The following is a 21,058-nucleotide window of genomic DNA, read 5'->3' as shown; positions in this document are numbered from 1 at the left end:
AGATAAAAACTCTTTTATTGTATATTTGAATGGATGAAAAAAGTGAAAATCATAGAATGTCCAAGAGACGCAATGCAGGGAATAAAATCTCATTTTATATCCACAGAAAAAAAAGCATTGTATATCAATTCCTTATTAAAAGTAGGATTTGACACTATTGATTTTGGCAGTTTTGTTTCACCCAAAGCTATACCTCAAATGAGAGATACTGCAGATGTTTTATCAAAATTAGATTTATCAAAAACACAAAGTAAATTATTAGCAATTATTGCCAATACTAGAGGTGCAAACGATGCTGTACAGTTTAAAGAAATTGATTATTTAGGCTATCCATTTTCTATATCAGAAAATTTTCAAATGCGTAATACGCATAAAACAATCAGAGAATCTATCATCACTTTAAATGAAATTTTAAATCTTGCTGATAAAAATAATAAAGAAGTTGTAGCTTATTTATCTATGGGATTTGGGAATCCTTATGGGGATCCTTGGAATGTAGAAATCGTGGGGGAGTGGACAGAAAAACTGTCAAAAATGGGCGTAAAAATTTTATCGCTTTCAGATACTATTGGTAGCTCTACTCCAGAAGTAATCAACTATTTATTCTCTAATTTAATTCCTAAATATCCAGATATAGAATTTGGCGCACACTTACATACTACTCCAAATAAATGGTTCGAAAAAATAAATGCAGCTTATAAAGCTGGTTGTTTACGTTTTGATGGCGCTATAAAAGGCTATGGAGGTTGCCCAATGGCTAAAGATGAATTAACAGGCAATATGCCAACAGAAAAATTATTAAGTTATTTTACTGCAAAAAAAGTAGATACTAATATGAAACCGATGAGTTTTGAGAGCGCCTATAATAAGGCTTTAGAAATTTTTTAAATTAATGATCTGATCAAAAAAAAGAGCTGTTATATTTTTAAATGAAATTCATGAAAATTACAAAAAAACTAATTTACCTTTTTTCAATTACACTATTTTTATCTTGTAAAAAAGACGACGCTAAAATTAATTTTACTTTTCTACAAATTAATGATGTTTATGAAATTGCTCCTATACAAGGAGGTGAATTTGGAGGTATGGCTAGAGTAGAAACTTTACATAAAGAGCTTTTAAAAGAAAACCCAAATACAATGTTGTTTTTAGCTGGCGATTTTTTAAATCCGTCTTTATTAGGAACGATAAAAGTTGATGGTGAACGAGTTAGAGGCAAACAAATGATAGAAGTTATGAATGCTATGAATTTTGATTTAGTAGCATTTGGAAATCATGAGTTTGATATTTCTCAGAAAGATTTACAAAAAAGGTTAAACGAAAGTAATTTTCCTTGGATTTCTGCCAATGTAAAACTAAAAACCAATGAAAAAGCAGTCCCTTTTTATAAAGAAAAAGGTAAAAATCAGATTCCTGTAAATGAAACATTTATAAAAGAGTTTTCTGATGCAGATGGCACAACAATAAAAGTTGGTTTTATAGGTGTTTGTATACCATCAAACCCAAAAGATTATGTAGAATATGGTAATATGTTTGTAAAAGCAAGAGCATCTTATGCTGCTATTAAAGATTCTGTTGATGTAGTTTTTGGTTTAACGCATGTAAAATTGGCAAACGATAAAAGAATTGCAAAATTAATTCCAGATTTACCATTAATAATGGGTGGCCATGAACATACTAATAGTTATGATAAAATTGGGAATACAATTATTGCCAAGGCAGATGCCAATGCTAAAACAGCTTATATTCATCGAATTTCTTATGATAAAAATACTAAGAAAGCCATTGTAAAATCTGAATTAAAAGAGATTAATAAAACTATTAAAAGTGATGTAGAAGTTGGCCAAATTGTAAATAAATGGCAGAAGATTTTAACATCAGAAATTCAAGAAATTATTCTTAAACCTGATGAAGAAATTTACACAACACAAATTCCTTTAGATGGTAGAGATACTCCAATTCGAAGTGTGCAAACCAATTTGGGTGCTATTGTTACAAAATCGATGTCTTTTTCTTTTGATGACGAAGTAGATTGTGCCTTAGTTAATGGCGGCTCAATTAGAATTGATGATCAACTTACAGGTAATATTACACCCATAGATATTTTTAGAGTATTGCCTTATGGTGGTGCTGTTTTAAAAGTAAAACTAAAAGGGCGTTTATTAAAACGTGTTTTAGACTATGGAGTTTTAGCAGCTGGTACTGGTGCTTATTTGCAAAGATTCAATGCCATTAAAGTAGGAGAGAGGTGGATGATTAAAAACACACCTTTACATATTAATAAAATGTATACAGTTGCTTTTTCTGATTACTTATTAAAAGGATTTGACATTCCATTTTTAAATGCAGAAAATAAAGAAGTAATTTCCATTTATCAACCAAATGAAAAAGAATTGGCTTTTGATATTAGAAAAGGCGTAATTGCTTATTTGAAAAATCAATAATAAAATACCATCTAATAAAAAAAGCCTCACTTTTTGTGAGGCTTTTTTTTTATTTTTTTGAATTATCTTTCTCTGCGTCTTCTGCCAAAACCACCAGATTTTCTGTCGCCAGAACTTCTTGGTTTATCAGAAGAACGTCTATCAGACCTTCCTTTACCTCTGTCATCACTTCTTTTAGAAGAACCTTCAGAACTTCTGCGTCTTCCAAAACCACCATCTTTTTTACCAAAAGGTTTTTTTCCACCTCTTCTACCACCTCCAGATCGTTCTTTTTTGGTAATTTCTATATTTACAGAACGTCCATCAAAGTCTGGTTGATTGTTGGCAAATGCATCTAAAGTTTTGGCTTCAAAATTTTTATCAATTTCAAAAAATGAAAAAGTATCTAAAATATCTATAGCACCAATTTCTATTTTATCTCCTATTTCTTGATCGTTTATTAAACCAATTAATTTTGCAGGGTTTAAACTATCTTTTCTACCAATATTGATAAAGAAACGCGTCATATTATCTGCAGTTTCTCTTCTTCTAGAATTATCTTTTCCTAAATCGTTTAAATCTTTTGCATTTTCATAATAGGCTAACATCGTATTAAACTCTAAAGAAACAAATTTTTGAATAAGTTCTTCTCTGTTTAAATCTGCTAGTTTATCATATATGTTTGGTAAAAACTCATTAATTTCAGATGCGTTAACTTCTGTTTTCTGAACTTTATCAATTAAATTCATCAATTGATTTTGTACAATTTCTTTACCAGAAGGCACCTTGCCTTCAACAAATTTCTTTTTAATAATTCTTTCTATAGGTCTTAGTTTTCCTTTTTCTTTGTTGTTTACTAAAACTATAGAAATTCCTTTATTACCAGCCCTACCTGTTCTACCACTTCTATGTGTATAGTTTTCTATTTGGTCTGGTAATTTGTGGTTAATAACATGTGTTAATTCTGTTACATCTAATCCACGTGCAGCAACATCTGTAGCTACCAAAATTTGAATGGTTTTTTTACGGAATTTACCCATAACAGAATCTCTTTGTGCTTGAGATAAATCTCCATGTAAAGCATCTGCATTATAACCATCTTTAATTAAGTTGTCTGCTACTTCTTGAGTTTCTCTTCTCGTTCTACAGAAAATAATGGCGTATATATCTGGGTTTAAATCTGCAATTCTTTTTAAAGCAGGATAGCGAGTTCTCTCAGAAACTGCATAAAATTCGTGTTCTACATTGTCAGAACCTTTATTTTTTTCACCAGAAGTAACTTCAACTGGTTTTGTCATATAGTTTCTTGCAATGGCTTCTACTTCTCTTGGAAAAGTTGCAGAAAATAATAAAGTTTGTTTAGTTTCTGGCGTAGCTTCTAACACTTTATCCAATTCTTCTTTAAAGCCCATATTCAACATTTCATCAGCTTCATCTAAAACCAACCACTGAACATTACCTAACTTTAAAGCTCTTCTATTAATTAAATCTACAGTTCTACCTGGAGTACCTACCACAATTTGAGATCCTTTTTTTAAAGATCTAATTTGGTCTTCCATACTAGAACCACCGTAAACAGTAGTAACTTTTATGTTTTTTAAATATTTAGAAAAATCTTTAATATTATTTCCTATTTGAACAGCCAATTCTCTTGTAGGTGATAAAATAATGGCTTGTACATTACTTTGATTTTCATCAATTTGTTGTAAAATAGGTAAACTAAAGGCAGCTGTTTTTCCTGTACCTGTTTGTGCAAATGCCTTTAAATCGTCTGTAGAAGACATAATTTGAGGAATTGCTTTTTCTTGTATAACAGTTGGTTTTTCGTAACCTAAATCTGTTAATGCTTTGTTTATAGGCTCTTTTAAGCCTAATTCTAAAAATGTTGACATTACTGTGTTTTTGTAGATTCACAGAACGCCCACCTGCAAATCAGTTTATATATCGACTTGATTTCTTATTGTGTTGTACACAAAATTAAAATCGTGCAAAGGTAGTTTAAATTTTATAAAAATTGAAGTTTACCAGCCAGAATTAGTTCTCGTTCAATTCTTTGAGGAAAGGATTTAAATTTCTTGAAGATATTGTTGCATAGGCATTAACTACTTTACCTTGCTTATTTACTAGTATAGAACGTGGCATTTTACTACTTAAAAACTGATGTGCATCACTATCCGATTTTAGATAATATTGATTCTTAATATCTATTTTTTGAATCCTATCTCCCTGAACGCCATCAATTTTAACTTGAATAAAATTAATATTAGGGTAATTATTAGATAAGTATTTGATTCTTTTAATGATATAAGGTTGAGAAACATACTCAGGACTCCAGAAAAACAAAAATGTGTTTTTATTCTTTATAATTTCTGCTATCTCATGTGTTGTATTATTGTAATTGGTAACTTTAAAATTTGGTAATCTTTTATGTGTTGGTACAGATTTTACATCATTAACTAGGCTAGTAATTAGTTCTTTATCTTTTTTGTTTGTAGAAAGTTTAAAAAAGGTACTAAAAGATTCATTATCAAGATTACAACTAGATTTATTAAAGAAATGACTAATAATTGTTTGTCGTAAAATAGCGTTTTTGGTTTTTTCTGCAGTTATATTTTTGTCGATAGTTTTTAGTAAATCTATGGTAAATTTAGCAGAATATTCTGTTTTCATGGGTGGATGACCCAATGCATACGTTTCATTATACAGGTAATTTCTGATAAATCTAGAATAAGGTGGAAAATACATTAAAGAGTCCTTATTAATACTAATACTTTTTCTGTAGGTGTAAAAAGCTTCACTTAATTCAGGGAAATTACCGTCTTTTGTATACTTAGCATTGATGTAAGGATACCTCTCTAAACGTGCATATATAGGATAAGTAAGTGCAGTTTTTAAAATTTCTCTATACCCTAAAGTTTCGTTCGGATGGTTTTTTAAATAATCATTATAAGTATCCATCTTTACAGATAATAAAGAGTCTACTTTATTCGTAAAATCATTTGGTGGTAATTTGTTGTATCTATAAAACAGCTTTCCATCATTTTCATTTTCTAAAAAACAATCTATTAGGATATTATTGCGTTCTGCACCTTTACCTGCAAAAACCAAAGATTCATCAAAATCCCAAGTATTTAATCGTAACATTAAACTATCTTCTGGTTCTATATAAACATATTGATTTTCATCACCATGAGAAAAATGATACAAACCTTCGTTGGCATTTTCAATTTTTCCTATGAACCTATTTTTAGTGTCTAAGAAAAAAGTATCTATTACTTTTTCCATAGAATATAAAATAACCTCGTTAGATTTAGGGTTAATAATTTTACCTCCAAAAAAAGTTTTATTGTTTTTTTTACTTGAATTACAGCTAATTAAGAAAAAAAACAATGAAATTTTAAAGAGTAATATTACGTTTTTTGTCATATATATATTGTCAAAATACTATCAGCAAATTTAACCATAGAACCTTATCTGTTTTGTTAATGCGCTGTTAAAAATAAATCTACTTTTTTTAACAAATGAGCTTTAAATTGAGCTACTTAAGAAAAATCAATTTATTACTTTTGCAGAAATTTAAAATAAAGTTATGTTATCAGTTTCTAACTTATCAGTTCAATTTGGAAAACGTGTTTTGTTTGATGAAGTAAATACCAAATTTCAAACAGGAAATTGTTATGGTATTATTGGTGCAAATGGTGCAGGAAAATCAACATTTTTAAAAATTCTTTCTGGTAAACAAGATCCTACATCTGGTCAGGTGCATTTAGAACCTGGAAAACGGATGTCTGTTTTGTCGCAAAATCACAATGAGTTTGATGATTATCCTGTTTTAGAAACCGTTGTTATGGGGAATAAAGAATTGTTTGCTATAAAAAAGGAAATTGATGCTTTGTATGCTGATTATACTGATGAAAATGCCGAAAAAATAGGAGAACTTCAAATAGTTTTTGAAGAAATGAATGGTTGGAATGCAGATTCGGATGCTGCTGCAATGTTATCAAATTTAGGGATTTCTGAAGATTTGCATTACACATTAATGAAAGACTTAGATGGAAAACAAAAAGTACGTGTATTAATTGCACAGGCACTTTTTGGAAATCCTGATGTGTTGATTATGGATGAGCCTACCAACGATTTAGATTTTGAAACCATTAGTTGGTTAGAGCATTTCTTAGCAAATTATGATAATTGTGTAATTGTGGTTTCGCATGATAGGCACTTTTTAGATGCAGTTTGTACCCATATTTCTGATATTGATTTTGGTAAAATTAACCATTATTCTGGAAATTATACGTTTTGGTACGAATCTAGCCAATTAGCTGCAAAACAAAGAGCACAACAGAATAAAAAAGCAGAAGACAAAAAGAAAGAATTAGAAGAGTTTATTCGTCGTTTTTCTGCCAATGTTGCCAAATCAAAACAAGCTACTTCTCGTAAAAAAATGATTGAGAAGCTAAATGTAGAAGATATTAAACCCTCAAGTAGAAGGTATCCTGCTATTATTTTTGAAAGAGATCGTGAAGCTGGTGATCAGATTTTAAATGTTGAAGGTTTAAGTAAAGAGTTTGAAGGAGAAAAATTATTTCATGATATCCACATCAACCTAAATAAAGGAGATAAAGTAGCTATTATTTCTAAAAATTCTAGAGCTATAACTGCATTTTATCAAATTATTTCGGGTAATGAAACAGCAGATGATGGTAAGTTTTCTTGGGGTGTTACTACCACACAGTCTTATTTACCTTTAGATAATTCTTCTTTCTTTCAAAATGGAAACCTAGATTTGGTAGACTGGTTAAGACAATATGCACAAACTGAAGAAGAACGTGAAGAAGTGTTTTTAAGAGGTTTTTTAGGTAAAATGATTTTTTCTGGTGAAGAAGCTTTAAAGAAAAGTAATGTTTTATCTGGTGGTGAAAAAGTAAGGTGTATGCTCTCTAGAATGATGATGAAAAGAGCTAATATTTTATTGTTAGATGAGCCAACAAATCACTTAGATTTAGAATCGATTCAAGCCTTAAATAACTCTTTAATTAACTTTAAAGGAACTGTTTTGCTTTCTACACACGATCATGAGTTTGCCCAAACTGTTGCCAACAGGATTATAGAATTAACTCCAAAAGGAGCAATTGATAGATACACTACTTTTGACGAGTATTTATCTGACAAAAAAATTAAAGAATTACGAGATAAAATGTATGCTTAATACAATTAAATAGAGGAAGCTAATTAGCTTCCTCTATTATTTTACATTAATACCTGTACATACAATAAGTTGTATATTACTTTATCAATATCTTTTTCTATTTCCTTTTTTTGTAATAATTAATTTTTTGTAAATAATTTGATCTTTAGATCTTATTTTTAGAAAATATCTACCTGGTTTTAAACATCCAAAATCAAATTTATTTACTCCTTTTTTTAATTTATGTTTAAATAGTTTAACACCATATTTATTTAATACAACTAATTTACCTTCTAAATTAACTTTAATTTTTGCAAATCTTTTTGTAGGATTTGGAAATACTTTTCCTTCTAAATTTGGAATTGGATCTATGGTTGGTCTTTTAATTTCTGTGGTATACGTATTGGTAATTACAGGAGCATTAAAATCAAAATAAATATCGGCTGTGTTTTCAATAACATCTCCAATTGTTAAAGTACTTTTTGGTTTAATTTTATAAAAAATCCAACCATTACTTGCTGGTTCATTGGTAGTACTATCTGGTAAATGTATATTTTCGAAAATGAATTCTAATTTATTTTGATTGGTAATGTTAACTCTATAATCGTGACTTGCACTTATTGGTTGAAAAGTATCCCAATCTAAATCTGTATCCAACTCGTTTTCTACAACAACATTTATAGCAGAAGCGGTTCCTGTATTTTGAAAACGGATTCTATAATTTAAAAATTCAGAAACTTGGTTTGGGGCAATAAATTCACCTTCTAAGGCAATAATATCATTTGGGTCATAAGATCCTATAGTAATATCATCTAAACTAGCAGTATTATCTGTTGGGTTTGCATCTCCATTTGTAGGGTTTATTGTAGCACTGTAGGATAAAACATCACCATTATTTACAGGGTTTATAGGGTCTGTTGGTCTGTTTATTTCAAACGTTACATCAATGTATTTTTGTTCGAAAGGAAGTAAGTTAGCGTAGTTCCAGCTTAATGAATTACTTGTTTGACTGGCAGGAGTTTCTGTAGCACTCAAAAAAACTTCTTTTAAATCATCAAAAGTTAAATTTACATCACCACTTAAGCTTGTTGAACCTACATTTTCATATAAAACACGAACTCTAGTTTGAAAACCTGGTCTAGATTCTGTTAATGGTAAAATACTAACTTTTACATCATTAACTACTGTGTTTGCGGTTACACAAAAATCAATTACTTGGGTAGCTCCTGTTCCTGTAAAAGTTACATTTTGCGTGGTTGGAGTTACAGTAAAAAAACTAGGTAAATTAGCAAGAATATCTAAAGTATTATTAACTTCTTGTGTATATAATATATATTGTCCATTTGTATCTGTAAATGTGCTGCTAAATGTATTGGCACTTGTGTTTCTTAACTGTGTATTTGTTAATTTTTGATCTAGTGGATCACAACCATTAGCATCAAAATCAAAAGTAACTGTACCAGAAATGGTGTTTGAATTTGTTGGTATAAATGAACAAATGTCTGTAAATCCTGTTTGTGGATCTTTGTCATCGAATTCATCATTGGCATAAGCAATATCATCTACACATACTAAGTTTAACGATGGATTATCAATAATAGTAAAAATAATTATTTCTTCATTACTACCGTTTTTGATATTTAAACTGGTTAATTGGTTAGATTCAGCACTAAAATATCTTAAATTGCTTAGTGTGCTTAGGTTTAAATCGGTAATAAGGTTGTTATCACAAAATAAAGATTCTAGATTGGTATTTAAAGATACATCTAAACTTGTAAGATTATTAGACACACATCCAAGATAATTTAATGCTATATTTTGGCTTAAATCTATAGTAGCTAATGAATTACTACTAAATGCTAAATAATCTAATGCTGTGTAAGGAGTTACATTTAAATTAGTCAATTGATTGTTAGAACAATTTATTCTAGTTAATGTAGTTGTGTTTGGTAGTATTAAATTTGTTAAATTATTACCACTACAACCTATATTATTAAGAGAAGTGAAGTTAGATACATCTAAAGTGTTTAATTGATTGGAATCTACTCTTAATTCGATTAAACTATTGCTAGTTGGCAATATTAAATTGCTAATTAAATTTCTAGTAGTAATTAAATTAGTTAAAGAAGTATAAGAAGATACATCTAAAGAAGTTAAATAATTATCAGAAATATTTAGATCAGTTAAAGTTGAAGTGGTTGGTAATATTAAAGAGGTTAAACCTCCTGGAAAACCATCGCTATTTGTTTGACGACTACAATCTAAATAAGTTAATTGTGTTAAGGCTGAAACATCTAAACTTGTTAAATCATTTTCTTCACAAATTAACGTAGTTAAGTTTGTGAAATTTTCTATACCCTGAAAATTAGATATTCCATCTCTTATAAGATAAGTTCCAGAGATTGGATCATAATACTCTTCTTTCTTAAACTCAGTAATTTCTAATGTTGTTACAGCGCTAGCCTCTAATACTGTTATTTCACCATCACTATTTGTATCTATGGCTGGTGTATAATTTAGTAATGCTTGTTTAAAAACAGGATCAGGAAAATTAATAATTTGCCCAAAGGAAGCTACTGAAGCTAAAATAAATAGTAAAAGTAAATAGGTTTTTAATAGTTTGGTTATCATAATAATTTAAGTTTATAATTTATACAAACTTAATCTTGATAGCCACGTTTTTATGCTTAAACTATTTGAAATGTAGTAAAGACTTTGTGAAATGTAGTTTTAAACTATTGAAGTAAAAATTTTAGTATTTCATAAAAATCAACTTTATGAAATACTAAAACTAAAGAAATTAAAAAGATTAACCTTTATTTAAAGGACTAATAATTTTAACATCAGAAAAAGCAATGGCACCTTTTACTACACCATCAATCGTTTTTTTAAGCGCTTCAATCAATTGCATTTTTAATTGAGATTTATGATAAATTAAACTTACTTCTCTTGCTGGTGGTGGTGCGTTAAATTCACGTAAATGCTTTTTATCACTATCACTTAAATCTAATGTATGCAAGTAAGGTAACAAGGTCATTCCTAATCCTTCTTTAGATAGTTTTATAAGGGTATCAAAACTTCCGCTTTCTAATTGGAAACCTTTTTTATTGTCTATTTTATGCGCTCTACACAAGTTAATAACGCTATCTTTAAAACAATGCCCATCTTCTAATAATAGAATATCTTCCATTTCTAATTCATTTTCAGAAATATACTTGTTTTGAAATAGCCTATGATTTTGTGGAATTAAACCTACAAAAGGTTCATAATACAAAGGCCTTTCTTTAATTCCCTCATTTTCTAAAGGAGTGGCTGCAATACCAGCATCTATATGTCCATCAGACAATTTTCTAATAATTTCTTCTGTGGTTAATTCTTCTATAATCAATTTTACTTTCGGGTACTTTTTTGTGAAATTATACAAAAACATCGGAAGTAATGTTGGCATGATTGTAGGTATAATACCTAAGCGAAATTCACCACCAATAAAACCTTTTTGTTGATGTACAATATCTAAAATTCTATTGCTTTCATCTACAATAACCTTGGCTTGTTCTACAATTTTTTTACCAACATCAGTTAATTCTATTGGTTTTTTTGAACGATTAAAAATTTGAACATCTAACTCGTCTTCCAGTTTTTGTATTTGCATACTTAAAGTTGGTTGAGTAACAAAACTATGCTCTGCTGCCACAGTAAAATTTTTATATTCAGCAACTGATAATACGTATTTTAATTGGGTAATAGTCATTAAATAATATTTTCTGATAAAGATATTAAATCTATCAATAATAATAATAAGTTATCGCTTCAAATTTATCATAAATTTGTCTTATCAAAAATACAATATATAATGAATAAAACTATACTAGGTTTAAACAAAGAAAAAAATTTAATTTTAGTAGAAAAATTAAATGGTTTATTAGCAAACTTTCAAATTTATTATCAAAGTTTAAGAGGCTTGCATTGGAATATTAAAGGGAAAAACTTTTTTGAATTACACCTGAAGTTTGAAGAATTTTACACAGATTCTCAAGTTAAAATTGATGAAATAGCAGAACGAATTTTAACGCTACAAGGTAAACCTTTACACACGTTTACAGATTATATAGAAAATGCTTCTGTTCCTGTGGGTAAAAATATTTCTAAAGATGTGGATGGCGTTGAATTAATAGTGAACTCTTTATCAGAACTATTAAAAATAGAAAGAGAAATTTTAGATGTATCTGGAGATGCTGATGATGAAGGTACAAATGCTATGATGAGTGATTTTATATCTGAACAAGAAAAAACAATTTGGATGTTAAACTCTTGGTTAGGATAATATTAACCTACTTTTTGTAAATTTAAAACAACAGGCTGTCTTAAAAGTATAAAATCCTGTTATTTCGACTGTAATGGAGAAATCTTATTTTTTGATCATCAAATAGATAGATTTTTCGACTTCGCTCAAAATGACATATAGATCTACTTTTAAGACAGCCTCTTGTTTTTTAGATTAAAAAATTCCAACCAATTTCAACCCCAAAAATATTATAACCGTCATTAGGCTTTTGAAAATCTAAATTAGAAACATGACCAAAAATGTTAGAACCAATATAGATGTAAGAATCTGAATATACATTATAAGAAAAACCCAAAGAAAAATTTTCATTAAACGTAAAACCCTTAGCCAAGCGTTCTGTTCTTGTATCAATATAATTAAAGCCTAAACTTAAAGTACCTTGAATGTCTAACTTTTTTACAAGCTGTTTTTTAAATGCAAAACCAAATTCAACACCATATAAATGCATTTTTTTGGGTTTTGTAAATTCATCTATTTTTTCTTGTACATTATCTTGATCAGGAGTTACATACCACTTATTTAACAATTGGTGTTTTAAAAATTGAATTTGTGGTTGTATTATCAATTCAATATCTAAAGATTTCCACTGTGTCAATTCGTAAAAAGCCTGTAATTTATAGGTGTTTGTTGTATAGTCGTAATCAGAATCATTATTTAAAAAATTCTCATTAGTGGCAAAATTATAGAGCAAACCAACCTTGTAGGGTTTTAGTTTAGATTCCTTTTTATCTTGATTAAATGCTAAAAAAGAAGTCAATAAGAAAGAAATTAATATAAATTGTTTAATCATTTCAGTATCAACTAAACATTTTTGCCACTTTTTCAGCCTTTCTACTTTCAGCATAATCGTAAAAACCCTCACCAGATTTTACACCTAATTTTCCAGCCATTACCATATTTACTAATAATGGGCAAGGTGCATATTTAGGGTTTTTAAAACCATCATACATAACATTTAAAATCGATAAGCATACATCTAAACCAATAAAATCTGCCAATTGTAGAGGCCCCATTGGGTGTGCCATTCCTAATTTCATAACTGTATCAATTTCTGCAACACCAGCCACACCATTGTATAACGTTTCTATAGATTCGTTTATCATTGGCATTAAAATTCGGTTGGCTACAAAACCAGGATAATCATTTACTTCAACAGGAATCTTACCAATTTGTTTAGACAATTCGACGATTACATTAGTTACTTCATCAGTTGTGTTGTAGCCCCTAATAATTTCAACCAATTTCATAATTGGTACAGGATTCATAAAATGCATCCCAATAACTTTATCAGGTCTATTGGTTTCAGCAGCAATTTGTGTAATGGAAATTGAAGATGTATTGGTTGCCAAAATAGTATTAGCACCACAAACGTTATCTAATTCTTTAAATATTTTAGACTTTAAAACAGCGTTTTCTGTGGCTGCTTCTATTACTAAATCCATATCAACAACGCCTTCTGCAAGGTTTGTAAAGGTAGAAATGTTACTTAATGTAGCTATTTTATCTGCTTCAGTAATTTTTTCTTTAGCAATCATTCTATCTAAATTTCTAGAAATGTTAGCCAAACCTTTTTGAATTGCTATTTCAGATATGTCAATTAAATGTACCTTATAATTACACTGTGCAAATGTGTGTGCAATGCCATTACCCATGGTTCCAGCACCAATTACGGCTATATTTTTCATGTTTAAAAGTTTTAAAATTATTTGGGCGTTTTAACGGGCTTTCACTACTCGCTTTACGCCCAAAAGCGTAAGAGCTCAAACACGAGTTCAATCCCTAACGCACATTTTTACAAACAAAAGGCTATAAATTTACGTCTTTTTCTGTTTTAAAAGAGTCTATTACCCACTGTGCAATGCGCAAAGCTTCAGTTCCTGCACTTAATGTAACAATAGGTATTGTGTTGTTTTTTATAGCATCTGCAAAAGTTTCTAACTCATCTAAAATAGCATTATTATTCGTTACCTCTGGGTTTTCAAAATAAATTTGTTTTTCAACACCTTCATCATTTTTTAAAATCATGGCAAACTCATCAGGAGTTTCTGGTGCATCTTGTATTCTCACTATTTCAGATTCTTTACTCAAAAAATTCACAGAAATATAAGCATCTTTCTGAAAAAAACGTGTTTTACGCATATTTTTCATAGAAATTCTACTTGCAGTTAAATTGGCTACACAGCCATTTTCAAACTCAATTCTTGCATTGGCTATATCTGGAGTTTCAGAAATAACAGATATTCCACTGGCGTAAACATTTTTAACTTTAGAATTTACAGAAGACAAAATAATATCAATATCGTGAATCATTAAATCTAATACCACAGGTACATCTGTACCTCTTGGGTTAAATTCTGCCAATCTGTGGGTTTCAATAAACATTGGGTTGTTTATTTTATCTTTTACAGCTGTAAAAGCAGGGTTGAAACGCTCTACATGACCTACTTGTCCTTTTACTTTAAATTCATCAGCCAATGCACGTATACCCTCAGCTTCAGAAACTGTTTTTGCAATAGGTTTTTCAATAAATATATGACGTCCTTTTTCAATTGCTTTTTTTGCGCAATCAAAATGAGAAAGAGTAGGAGTCACTATATCAACAACTTCTACAGCATCAATTAAAGCATCAATTGAATCAAAAAAAGTGTACCCAAAATCTTCAACTACTTTTTTAGCATTCTCTTCAGAAGAGTCATAAAAGCCAACTAAATTATATTTTGAAGATTGTTTTAATAATTTTAAGTGAATTTTTCCTAAATGACCAGCTCCTAAAACCCCAACTTTTAACATAAATTACATTATTTTTATCATCTCTAAAAAAATATAACAAATCTATTTAACAATGTAAATTGATTTATTTTTTATCGAAAAAGAGATTTGTTTTTTATTTAAAATCCGAAAAAAAATCGGACTAAACAAAGATACGATTTTATAAGAATTTATTACTACATTTAAACTTCTGAAATTAAATAACAATTGAGAGATACAGCAAAACACCAAGGACTTCGAAATCAATTAGCTACAGTTTTAAAAGCAAAAGGAATAACTGATGAAAACGTACTAAAAGCTGTTAAAAAAATACCAAGACATTTGTTTATAGATTCTAGTTTTGAATCTCATGCCTATCAAGATAAAGCTTTTCCAATTGCTGCAGAGCAAACCATTTCTCAACCATATACTGTGGCATTTCAATCGCAAACATTAGCTATAGAAAAAGGCGATAAAGTTTTAGAAATTGGTACAGGTTCAGGGTATCAAACTGCGGTTTTATTAGAATTAAAAGCAGAAGTGTATACTATTGAAAGACAAAATGAATTGTTTAAAAAAACTTCTCGTTTTTTGCCTACTTTAGGTTATAAACCTAAAAAATTTATTTTTGGAGATGGTTATATTGGTTTAAAAGAAAAAGCACCTTTTGATAAAATTATAGTTACAGCTGGTGCACCTTATGTGCCAAATCCTTTATTGGCTCAGTTAAAAGTAGGAGGGATGTTGCTAATTCCTGTTGGTGATAAAACACAAATAATGACATTATTTATTAGAAAATCTGCACAAGAATTTGAAAAACATGAATTGGGCGATTTTGCTTTTGTACCAATGTTAGAAGAGAAGAATTAAAACCAATCTCAACCTTCCCAAAGGGAAGAATTTGAAATGCGATTTTTTACTTTTTAATACTGAACACTGAACACTATATTTATTCAGCTCTTGTCCAATATTTTGTTTTTCCTAATAAAGAAAAACCAATATATCCACGTATTTTAAGTTTGTTTGGTTTTACCAATTCTATATAACATTTGTAGATTTTTCCATTTCTAGGATCTAAAATTTCTCCTCCAGACCATTCGTCATCATCTTTTTCTAAACCTGTTAAAATTTCTAAACCTAAAATTGGTTTCCCTTTATTATCTCCTTCACATAAATCACAAACAGCATTTTTTCGGGTCTCATTTTTTATTTCTATAATTTTAGCATAAGCTTTGCCATCCTTTTTATACATTTCTATTACTGAATCTATTTTTCCGGTTTCATCGTTTGTAGAGTTCCATTTTCCAAATATAGTCTGAGCGTTTACTGAAATAGAAATAGTTAGAATAAGGAAAGTTAAAAATAATTTTTTCATATTTGTTAAGTTTTATAGTAATCGTTAGGTTATTAAAATTTACTCTTTTCTATCCCAATATACGGTTTTTCCAAAAATAGGGATTCCTGCATAACCTCTTATTTTTAGTTTATTCGGTTTTTCGAGCTTTATATAAACATTAAAATAATGGCCAGTTCTTGGGTCAAGGCCATAACCGCCAACCCATTTATTTTTCTTCTTTTCTAACTTATATAAAATTGTTAATCCTAATGCTGGTTTATTTTTTACACTTCCTTTACATTTGGTGCATAAAGCGTGCTTTAAATCAGGGTCCATAATATCAATGATTTTGGCAAAAAGCAAACCATCTTTCTTATAAATTTCAACTACAGAATCAATGTTCCCTGTTTTTTCATCTCTATTATTCCATTTTCCTAAAACTTCTTGAGCATTTGTTATCAATGATATTAATATTATAAAAAATGTGGTAATTGCTTTTTTCATCTATTTTTGATAGAGACCTCGTTAAGATTAGTCTGATATTAAATATTATAAAACGTTTTTTACTTATAAGGTGGCATCAAAATAATCATCCCATTTTCCTTGAACTTTTAAAACTTGTTCTATAACATCTCTTACACAGCCTTCTCCACCTTTTAAGTTAGAAATATATTTTGCAGTTTTTTGTACTTCAGGTACTGCATCATTAGGGCAAGCAGGCATTCCTACTTCCTGCATTACAGGTACATCAGGAATATCATCACCCATGTACAAAATTTCGTCAGGAGATAAATTGTACTTTTCTACAATTTCTGAATATTGTTGAATTTTATTATGAGCTCCTAAATAAACATCTTGAATGCCTAATGCTTGTAATCTACTTTTTACGGCCTGGTTTGTACCACCAGATATAATGCAAACTTTAAAGCCTTTGTTTAAAGCCGTTTTCATTGCATAGCCATCTTTTACATTCATATGCCTAACCAATTCTCCACTAGGCATTATGGTTAACATTCCGTTTGTTAATACTCCATCAACATCAAAAATAAAAGTTGATATTTTAGGTAAGCGTTGTTTGTAACTAATTTCCATATTTTAAAAAAAGACCTTTCGACTGTGCTCAAGGTGATATTATTATTTAGTTATTATTTTTTTGAATTGATGCTGTTAACATCTTGTAAATCTCCTGTTGATTTTTGTCTAACAAATTTAAGTGATTTTTTATTGTTGTTGTATCATTTCTAATTGCTGGACCTGTTTGTGCTTTTTCTGGTGATAATTTTTGAATTTTTCCTGATGTTTCTTCTATTAAAGGATATAAAATTTCAAATGGCACCTTATTTTGTTTGCAAATGTCTTGACCAATTTTATACAAATGATTGGTAAAATTATTTACAAAAACTGCAGCAACGTGCAATGTTTTTCTTTGTTCTGAGCTAATTGAGTAAATTTTATTTCCTAAATACTGTGCCAAACGTTCTAATAATGCCAAATCATTTTTATCCTCGGCTTCTAAACAAAATGGAACCTTATTAAAATCTACTAATTTATCTTCAGAAAAAGTTTGTAACATATAAAAAACACCCTTTCTGTTTGGGTTTTTCAAATCACTCATTGCAACACTTCCAGAAGTATGTACTACCAATGCATTGTGTATTTTAGAGGATACTTGAGCAATAGCATCATCAGAAACAGCAATTATGGTAATATCAGTTTTGGGTATTTTACCTAAAGTTCTAGAACTAATTAGGGTTACATTTATAGCATCAATCCCTAAAAAAGCCTTGTACAAATGCATCCCAACTTTTCCTTTACCTACAATTAAAACTGATATCATATTACGAAGATATTGAAATTTTAAGAGATTATATTTTAAGAATTGTTAATTTAGCATTCATAAATTATGTTTAATGAAAGATTCTAAAAAATTAGGAATAAATACAACTTGCGTTCATGTAGGTGAAGTAAAAGACAAACAATTTAAAGGAGCAGTTTCTCCTATATATATGTCTACTTCGTATGCTTTTGATAATGTGGATGTAAAAAGGTATCCACGTTATTACAACACACCAAATCAAGAAATGTTGTGCAAAAAAATAGCGGCTCTTGAACATACAGAAGATGCGTTGATTTTTACATCTGGTATGGCTGCCATTTCATCTGCAATGTTAGCATTTTTAAAACATGGAGATCATGTAATTATTCAACAAGTGATTTATGGGGGGACGTATAATTTTATTGTTTCTGAATTTGATAAATACGGAATTGAGTATTCTTTTACAGAGTCTGATAAAGTGGAAGATTTTATCCCTCTAATTAAAGAAAATACCAAGATTTTATATATAGAAACTCCTTCAAACCCTTTGTTGGGAATTACAGATATGGAGGCCATTGCTAGTGTTGCTAAAGAAAAATCGATTTTAACCATGATTGATAATACGTTTGCATCGCCTATCAATCAAAATCCGTTTAATTTCGGAATTGATATTGTAATTCATTCTGCAACAAAATATATGGGAGGTCATTCTGATATTTCTGCAGGTGCAGTTGCAGCATCAGCAGCACATATTGAACAAATTTGGAAAACTGCCATAAATTTAGGTGGAAATTTAAGCGATCAAACTGTTTGGTTGTTAGAACGAAGTTTAAAAACTTTAAACTTACGTGTAAAAGCACAAACTGAAAATGCGCAAAAGATGGCTGAATATTTAGAAGGTTCTTCTGATATTGATGCAGTTTATTATCCTGGTTTAAAAAGTCATTCACAGTATAAAATTGCAAAAAAACAAATGAAAGGTTTTGGGGCAATGTTGTCTTTTGAATTATCTTCAACTATTGATGCTATGGATTTTCAAAGAAATTTACAGTTAATAAAACCTTCCATGAGTTTGGCAGGTTTAGAAAGTACTACTGTTAGCCCTGCCCAAACTACACACGCTTTATTAAGTGAAGAAGAACGTTTGGCAAGAGGCATTAAAGACGGTTTAATTCGGTTTTCTGTTGGTATAGAAGAACCCGAAGATTTAATAGCAGATTTAGAACAAGCCATAAAAAAAGCGAAGAATTAATTCTTCGCTTTTTTGTTACAATAAATCTATTTTTAAAATGGCCAAATAATAGGTACTAATAACATAGTTGTTATAAAAAAGATAATTAAAAGTGGTGCTCCAACTTTTAAATAATCCATAAATTTATAATTTCCAGAGCTCATTACCATGGCATTTGTTGTGGTACCAATAGGGGTTAAAAATGCAGTTGATGCACTTATGGCAATTGTAATTAATAGTGGTTCTGGTGAAACACCTAAGGTTTGAGCAGCTAACAATACAATTGGCGCCATTAAAACGGCTGTTGCAGAGTTGTTAATAAACTGACTAAATGTTGTAGTTAACAAGAAAATACCACCTAATAAAAGCGTAGGATTATCTTTACCTAACATACCAATTAAAGAATTCGAAATTAATTCTGCAGTACCAGTTTTTTGAATTGCAACACCCATAGGTATCATGGCTGCAATCATTACAACACTAACCCAACTAATGCTTTTATATGCTTTTGTAAAGGGCACACAACCTGTAAACAATACAATTCCTGCACAAATTAATGCAGCAATTGCTCCTGGTACAGCTTTTACAACCAACAACACAATCATTAAAATTAATGCTCCTAAAGCAATGTAAGATTTTGGAGTTAAGCTATCTACGTCTTTCAACATTTCTTCAGGACTACCTACTACAACCGTATTTTTATAATCACTTTTTAATTCCTCTATTTTTTCCCAGGGACCTCTAATAATAAAACTATCACCAGCATTTACTCTCATTTCTTCTTCTAAGAATGGTTTTTTATTTCTTGACGTTGCTAAAAGTTGAATTTCATAACGTTTAAAATATTCACGCATTTTTATTTTTCTACCCACTAATAGAGATTTTGGTGTAATTAGTATTTCAGATACCCCAACTTCTTGATTAATTAAATTATTTCTAATTTCTGATTTCGCAGATTCTTTTGGTAATAACCCTAAACTAAACGTAAGCATCAGTTCATTAATATGTTCTGTAGAGCCTTTTACCGTTAAAATATCATGATATCTTAATTCAGTATCATCTTCAGGAAACTCAATAAAAGGTTGTGTTCCTTTTAAACGATTTGGGTGCCTCCTTTTTAATCTGATGATGTTTACTTGATATTTATTTTCTAAATCCCAATCACTTATTTTTGTGTTAATTAAGTTAGAAAAAGAACGTATTCTTAAACGATAATAATCGTTTTCTATTTGATATGCCTCAATCCATTCGTGTAAAGTTGAATCAATATTAATAGGTTTATTATTGGTTTTATTTTTAGGCAATAATTTAAAACCTATAAATCTAAAATAAAGAATTGCTATAATTAAAAGAGGTAAACCTATTAAACCAAATTCAAAAAAAGAAAAACCTTCGTAGCCAGCATCAATCAATGCATTGTTGGCAATAATGTTTGGTGGTGTACCTGTTAATGTTAATAATCCACCTGTGTTTGAACCAAATGCTACTGGAATCAAAATTTTTGAAGGCATTGTACCTATACTCCATGCAGATGAAATAGTTGCAGGTAGTAGTGTAGCAACTGTACCTGTATTACTTACAAAACCAGATAAAACTCCAGAACCTAAAGTAATAATAACCAGTAATCTTGGTACACTTTTTTTAGCCAAACCAATTAACTTTTTACCAGCTAAAGCAGTCCACCCTGTTTGAGATAATCCTTCACCTATTATAAATAAGGAGGCAATCATAATTACTGTAGGATTGCTAAAACCACTTAATGTTTCACTTAAATTTAAGATACCACATAAAAATAAACTTAACATAGAAACTAAAGCTACCACATCTGGAGAATATTTTCCCCAAACAAATAATCCAATAGTAATTGTTAGAATAATCAACATTAAAACCATAATTTTTTTTAGTATTTATTTTATTATTTACTGATGTAAAATTACAGGGGTAAATTTCCTTTTTTTATGACGAATGTCA

Annotated in this window: 18 protein-coding genes; 6 read left to right on the top strand and 12 right to left on the bottom strand. The window is 29.5% G+C overall.

The genetic code is table 11. The annotated features are described in order from the left end of the window. Window positions 1-33 precede the first annotated feature (33 nt). Entirely contained in the window at window positions 34-888 is an 855-nt protein-coding gene (locus tag SJY27_RS02600; RefSeq protein ID WP_397446694.1) for a hydroxymethylglutaryl-CoA lyase, read from the top strand. A gap of 50 nt (window positions 889-938) precedes the next feature. Next, window positions 939-2,444, top strand: coding sequence for a bifunctional metallophosphatase/5'-nucleotidase (locus SJY27_RS02595; protein ID WP_397446692.1), 1,506 nt, complete (start codon window positions 939-941; stop codon window positions 2,442-2,444). Between the two features lie 62 nt (window positions 2,445-2,506). Here the strand turns inward: SJY27_RS02595 and SJY27_RS02590 are convergent, their stop codons facing one another. Together SJY27_RS02590 and SJY27_RS02585 are read right to left on the bottom strand one after the other, a co-directional pair. Beyond that, entirely contained in the window at window positions 2,507-4,315 is a 1,809-nt protein-coding gene (locus SJY27_RS02590; protein WP_397446690.1) for a DEAD/DEAH box helicase, read from the bottom strand. 142 nt (window positions 4,316-4,457) lie between these two features. Then, window positions 4,458-5,849: a TlpA family protein disulfide reductase gene (locus SJY27_RS02585; RefSeq protein ID WP_397446689.1), complete on the bottom strand. Its 1,392-nt coding sequence runs from the start codon at window positions 5,847-5,849 to the stop codon at window positions 4,458-4,460. Window positions 5,850-6,012: 163 nt separating this feature from the next. On the opposite strand from SJY27_RS02585, the gene SJY27_RS02580 reads away from it, so the two are divergent. After that, window positions 6,013-7,632 carry an ABC-F family ATP-binding cassette domain-containing protein gene (locus SJY27_RS02580; protein ID WP_397446688.1) on the top strand — a complete coding sequence of 540 codons (1,620 nt, stop codon included), beginning with the start codon at window positions 6,013-6,015 and terminating at the stop codon, window positions 7,630-7,632. An 84-nt stretch (window positions 7,633-7,716) separates the two neighbouring features. Here SJY27_RS02580 and SJY27_RS02575 read toward each other — a convergent pair whose 3' ends face one another. Together SJY27_RS02575 and SJY27_RS02570 are read right to left on the bottom strand one after the other, a co-directional pair. After that, window positions 7,717-10,242, bottom strand: coding sequence for a T9SS type A sorting domain-containing protein (locus tag SJY27_RS02575; protein ID WP_397446687.1), 2,526 nt, complete (start codon window positions 10,240-10,242; stop codon window positions 7,717-7,719). Between the two features lie 178 nt (window positions 10,243-10,420). Next, window positions 10,421-11,362: a hydrogen peroxide-inducible genes activator gene (locus SJY27_RS02570; RefSeq protein ID WP_397446686.1), complete on the bottom strand. Its 942-nt coding sequence runs from the start codon at window positions 11,360-11,362 to the stop codon at window positions 10,421-10,423. A gap of 102 nt (window positions 11,363-11,464) precedes the next feature. Here SJY27_RS02570 and SJY27_RS02565 point away from each other — a divergent pair, with 102 nt between their 5' ends. Further along, window positions 11,465-11,935 carry a Dps family protein gene (locus SJY27_RS02565; protein ID WP_397446685.1) on the top strand — a complete coding sequence of 157 codons (471 nt, stop codon included), beginning with the start codon at window positions 11,465-11,467 and terminating at the stop codon, window positions 11,933-11,935. Window positions 11,936-12,104: 169 nt separating this feature from the next. Here the strand turns inward: SJY27_RS02565 and SJY27_RS02560 are convergent, their stop codons facing one another. The 3 genes from SJY27_RS02560 to SJY27_RS02550 form a co-directional block, all read right to left on the bottom strand. Continuing rightward, window positions 12,105-12,746: an acyloxyacyl hydrolase gene (locus tag SJY27_RS02560; RefSeq protein ID WP_397446684.1), complete on the bottom strand. Its 642-nt coding sequence runs from the start codon at window positions 12,744-12,746 to the stop codon at window positions 12,105-12,107. Window positions 12,747-12,753: 7 nt separating this feature from the next. Then, entirely contained in the window at window positions 12,754-13,641 is an 888-nt protein-coding gene (locus SJY27_RS02555) for a 3-hydroxybutyryl-CoA dehydrogenase (protein ID WP_397446683.1), read from the bottom strand. 121 nt (window positions 13,642-13,762) lie between these two features. After that, window positions 13,763-14,746, bottom strand: a complete 984-nt coding sequence (locus SJY27_RS02550; RefSeq protein WP_397446682.1) for a Gfo/Idh/MocA family protein — start codon at window positions 14,744-14,746, stop codon at window positions 13,763-13,765. Window positions 14,747-14,932: 186 nt separating this feature from the next. Between SJY27_RS02550 and SJY27_RS02545 the strand changes: the two genes are divergently transcribed. Next, window positions 14,933-15,574: a protein-L-isoaspartate(D-aspartate) O-methyltransferase gene (locus SJY27_RS02545; protein WP_397446681.1), complete on the top strand. Its 642-nt coding sequence runs from the start codon at window positions 14,933-14,935 to the stop codon at window positions 15,572-15,574. Between the two features lie 79 nt (window positions 15,575-15,653). On the opposite strand, the gene SJY27_RS02540 is transcribed toward SJY27_RS02545, so the two are convergent. The 4 genes from SJY27_RS02540 to SJY27_RS02525 all read right to left on the bottom strand — a co-directional run bounded on the left by SJY27_RS02540 (window position 15,654) and on the right by SJY27_RS02525 (window position 17,877). Further along, window positions 15,654-16,079 carry a DUF2147 domain-containing protein gene (locus SJY27_RS02540; protein ID WP_397446680.1) on the bottom strand — a complete coding sequence of 142 codons (426 nt, stop codon included), beginning with the start codon at window positions 16,077-16,079 and terminating at the stop codon, window positions 15,654-15,656. Between the two features lie 39 nt (window positions 16,080-16,118). Next, complete coding sequence (locus SJY27_RS02535) at window positions 16,119-16,544, bottom strand: DUF2147 domain-containing protein (RefSeq protein WP_397446679.1); 426 nt, start codon at window positions 16,542-16,544, stop codon at window positions 16,119-16,121. A gap of 63 nt (window positions 16,545-16,607) precedes the next feature. Further along, window positions 16,608-17,132, bottom strand: coding sequence for a KdsC family phosphatase (locus tag SJY27_RS02530; RefSeq protein ID WP_397446678.1), 525 nt, complete (start codon window positions 17,130-17,132; stop codon window positions 16,608-16,610). A 46-nt stretch (window positions 17,133-17,178) separates the two neighbouring features. Beyond that, window positions 17,179-17,877, bottom strand: coding sequence for a Rossmann-like and DUF2520 domain-containing protein (locus tag SJY27_RS02525; protein ID WP_397446677.1), 699 nt, complete (start codon window positions 17,875-17,877; stop codon window positions 17,179-17,181). A 73-nt stretch (window positions 17,878-17,950) separates the two neighbouring features. Here SJY27_RS02525 and SJY27_RS02520 point away from each other — a divergent pair, with 73 nt between their 5' ends. After that, entirely contained in the window at window positions 17,951-19,108 is a 1,158-nt protein-coding gene (locus SJY27_RS02520; RefSeq protein WP_397446676.1) for a trans-sulfuration enzyme family protein, read from the top strand. Window positions 19,109-19,140: 32 nt separating this feature from the next. Here the strand turns inward: SJY27_RS02520 and SJY27_RS02515 are convergent, their stop codons facing one another. Further along, entirely contained in the window at window positions 19,141-20,970 is a 1,830-nt protein-coding gene (locus tag SJY27_RS02515; protein ID WP_397446675.1) for an SLC13 family permease, read from the bottom strand. Window positions 20,971-21,058 lie beyond the last annotated feature (88 nt).

The sequence above is a fragment of the Polaribacter sp. R77954 genome, assembly GCF_044595335.1.
GTDB lineage: Bacteria > Bacteroidota > Bacteroidia > Flavobacteriales > Flavobacteriaceae > Polaribacter.
Note: the sequence above shows the minus strand (reverse complement) of the source record. Positions and strands in the feature narration are given on the sequence as shown.

Coding starts and splice junctions, on each gene's coding strand:
- SJY27_RS02600 (WP_397446694.1), top strand. CDS start 34: ATGAAAAAAGTGAAAATCATAGAATGTCCAAGAGACGCAATGCAGGGA.
- SJY27_RS02595 (WP_397446692.1), top strand. CDS start 939: ATGAAAATTACAAAAAAACTAATTTACCTTTTTTCAATTACACTATTT.
- SJY27_RS02590 (WP_397446690.1), bottom strand. CDS start 4,315: ATGTCAACATTTTTAGAATTAGGCTTAAAAGAGCCTATAAACAAAGCA.
- SJY27_RS02585 (WP_397446689.1), bottom strand. CDS start 5,849: ATGACAAAAAACGTAATATTACTCTTTAAAATTTCATTGTTTTTTTTC.
- SJY27_RS02580 (WP_397446688.1), top strand. CDS start 6,013: ATGTTATCAGTTTCTAACTTATCAGTTCAATTTGGAAAACGTGTTTTG.
- SJY27_RS02575 (WP_397446687.1), bottom strand. CDS start 10,242: ATGATAACCAAACTATTAAAAACCTATTTACTTTTACTATTTATTTTA.
- SJY27_RS02570 (WP_397446686.1), bottom strand. CDS start 11,362: ATGACTATTACCCAATTAAAATACGTATTATCAGTTGCTGAATATAAA.
- SJY27_RS02565 (WP_397446685.1), top strand. CDS start 11,465: ATGAATAAAACTATACTAGGTTTAAACAAAGAAAAAAATTTAATTTTA.
- SJY27_RS02560 (WP_397446684.1), bottom strand. CDS start 12,746: ATGATTAAACAATTTATATTAATTTCTTTCTTATTGACTTCTTTTTTA.
- SJY27_RS02555 (WP_397446683.1), bottom strand. CDS start 13,641: ATGAAAAATATAGCCGTAATTGGTGCTGGAACCATGGGTAATGGCATT.
- SJY27_RS02550 (WP_397446682.1), bottom strand. CDS start 14,746: ATGTTAAAAGTTGGGGTTTTAGGAGCTGGTCATTTAGGAAAAATTCAC.
- SJY27_RS02540 (WP_397446680.1), bottom strand. CDS start 16,079: ATGAAAAAATTATTTTTAACTTTCCTTATTCTAACTATTTCTATTTCA.
- SJY27_RS02535 (WP_397446679.1), bottom strand. CDS start 16,544: ATGAAAAAAGCAATTACCACATTTTTTATAATATTAATATCATTGATA.
- SJY27_RS02530 (WP_397446678.1), bottom strand. CDS start 17,132: ATGGAAATTAGTTACAAACAACGCTTACCTAAAATATCAACTTTTATT.
- SJY27_RS02525 (WP_397446677.1), bottom strand. CDS start 17,877: ATGATATCAGTTTTAATTGTAGGTAAAGGAAAAGTTGGGATGCATTTG.
- SJY27_RS02520 (WP_397446676.1), top strand. CDS start 17,951: ATGAAAGATTCTAAAAAATTAGGAATAAATACAACTTGCGTTCATGTA.
- SJY27_RS02515 (WP_397446675.1), bottom strand. CDS start 20,970: ATGTTGATTATTCTAACAATTACTATTGGATTATTTGTTTGGGGAAAA.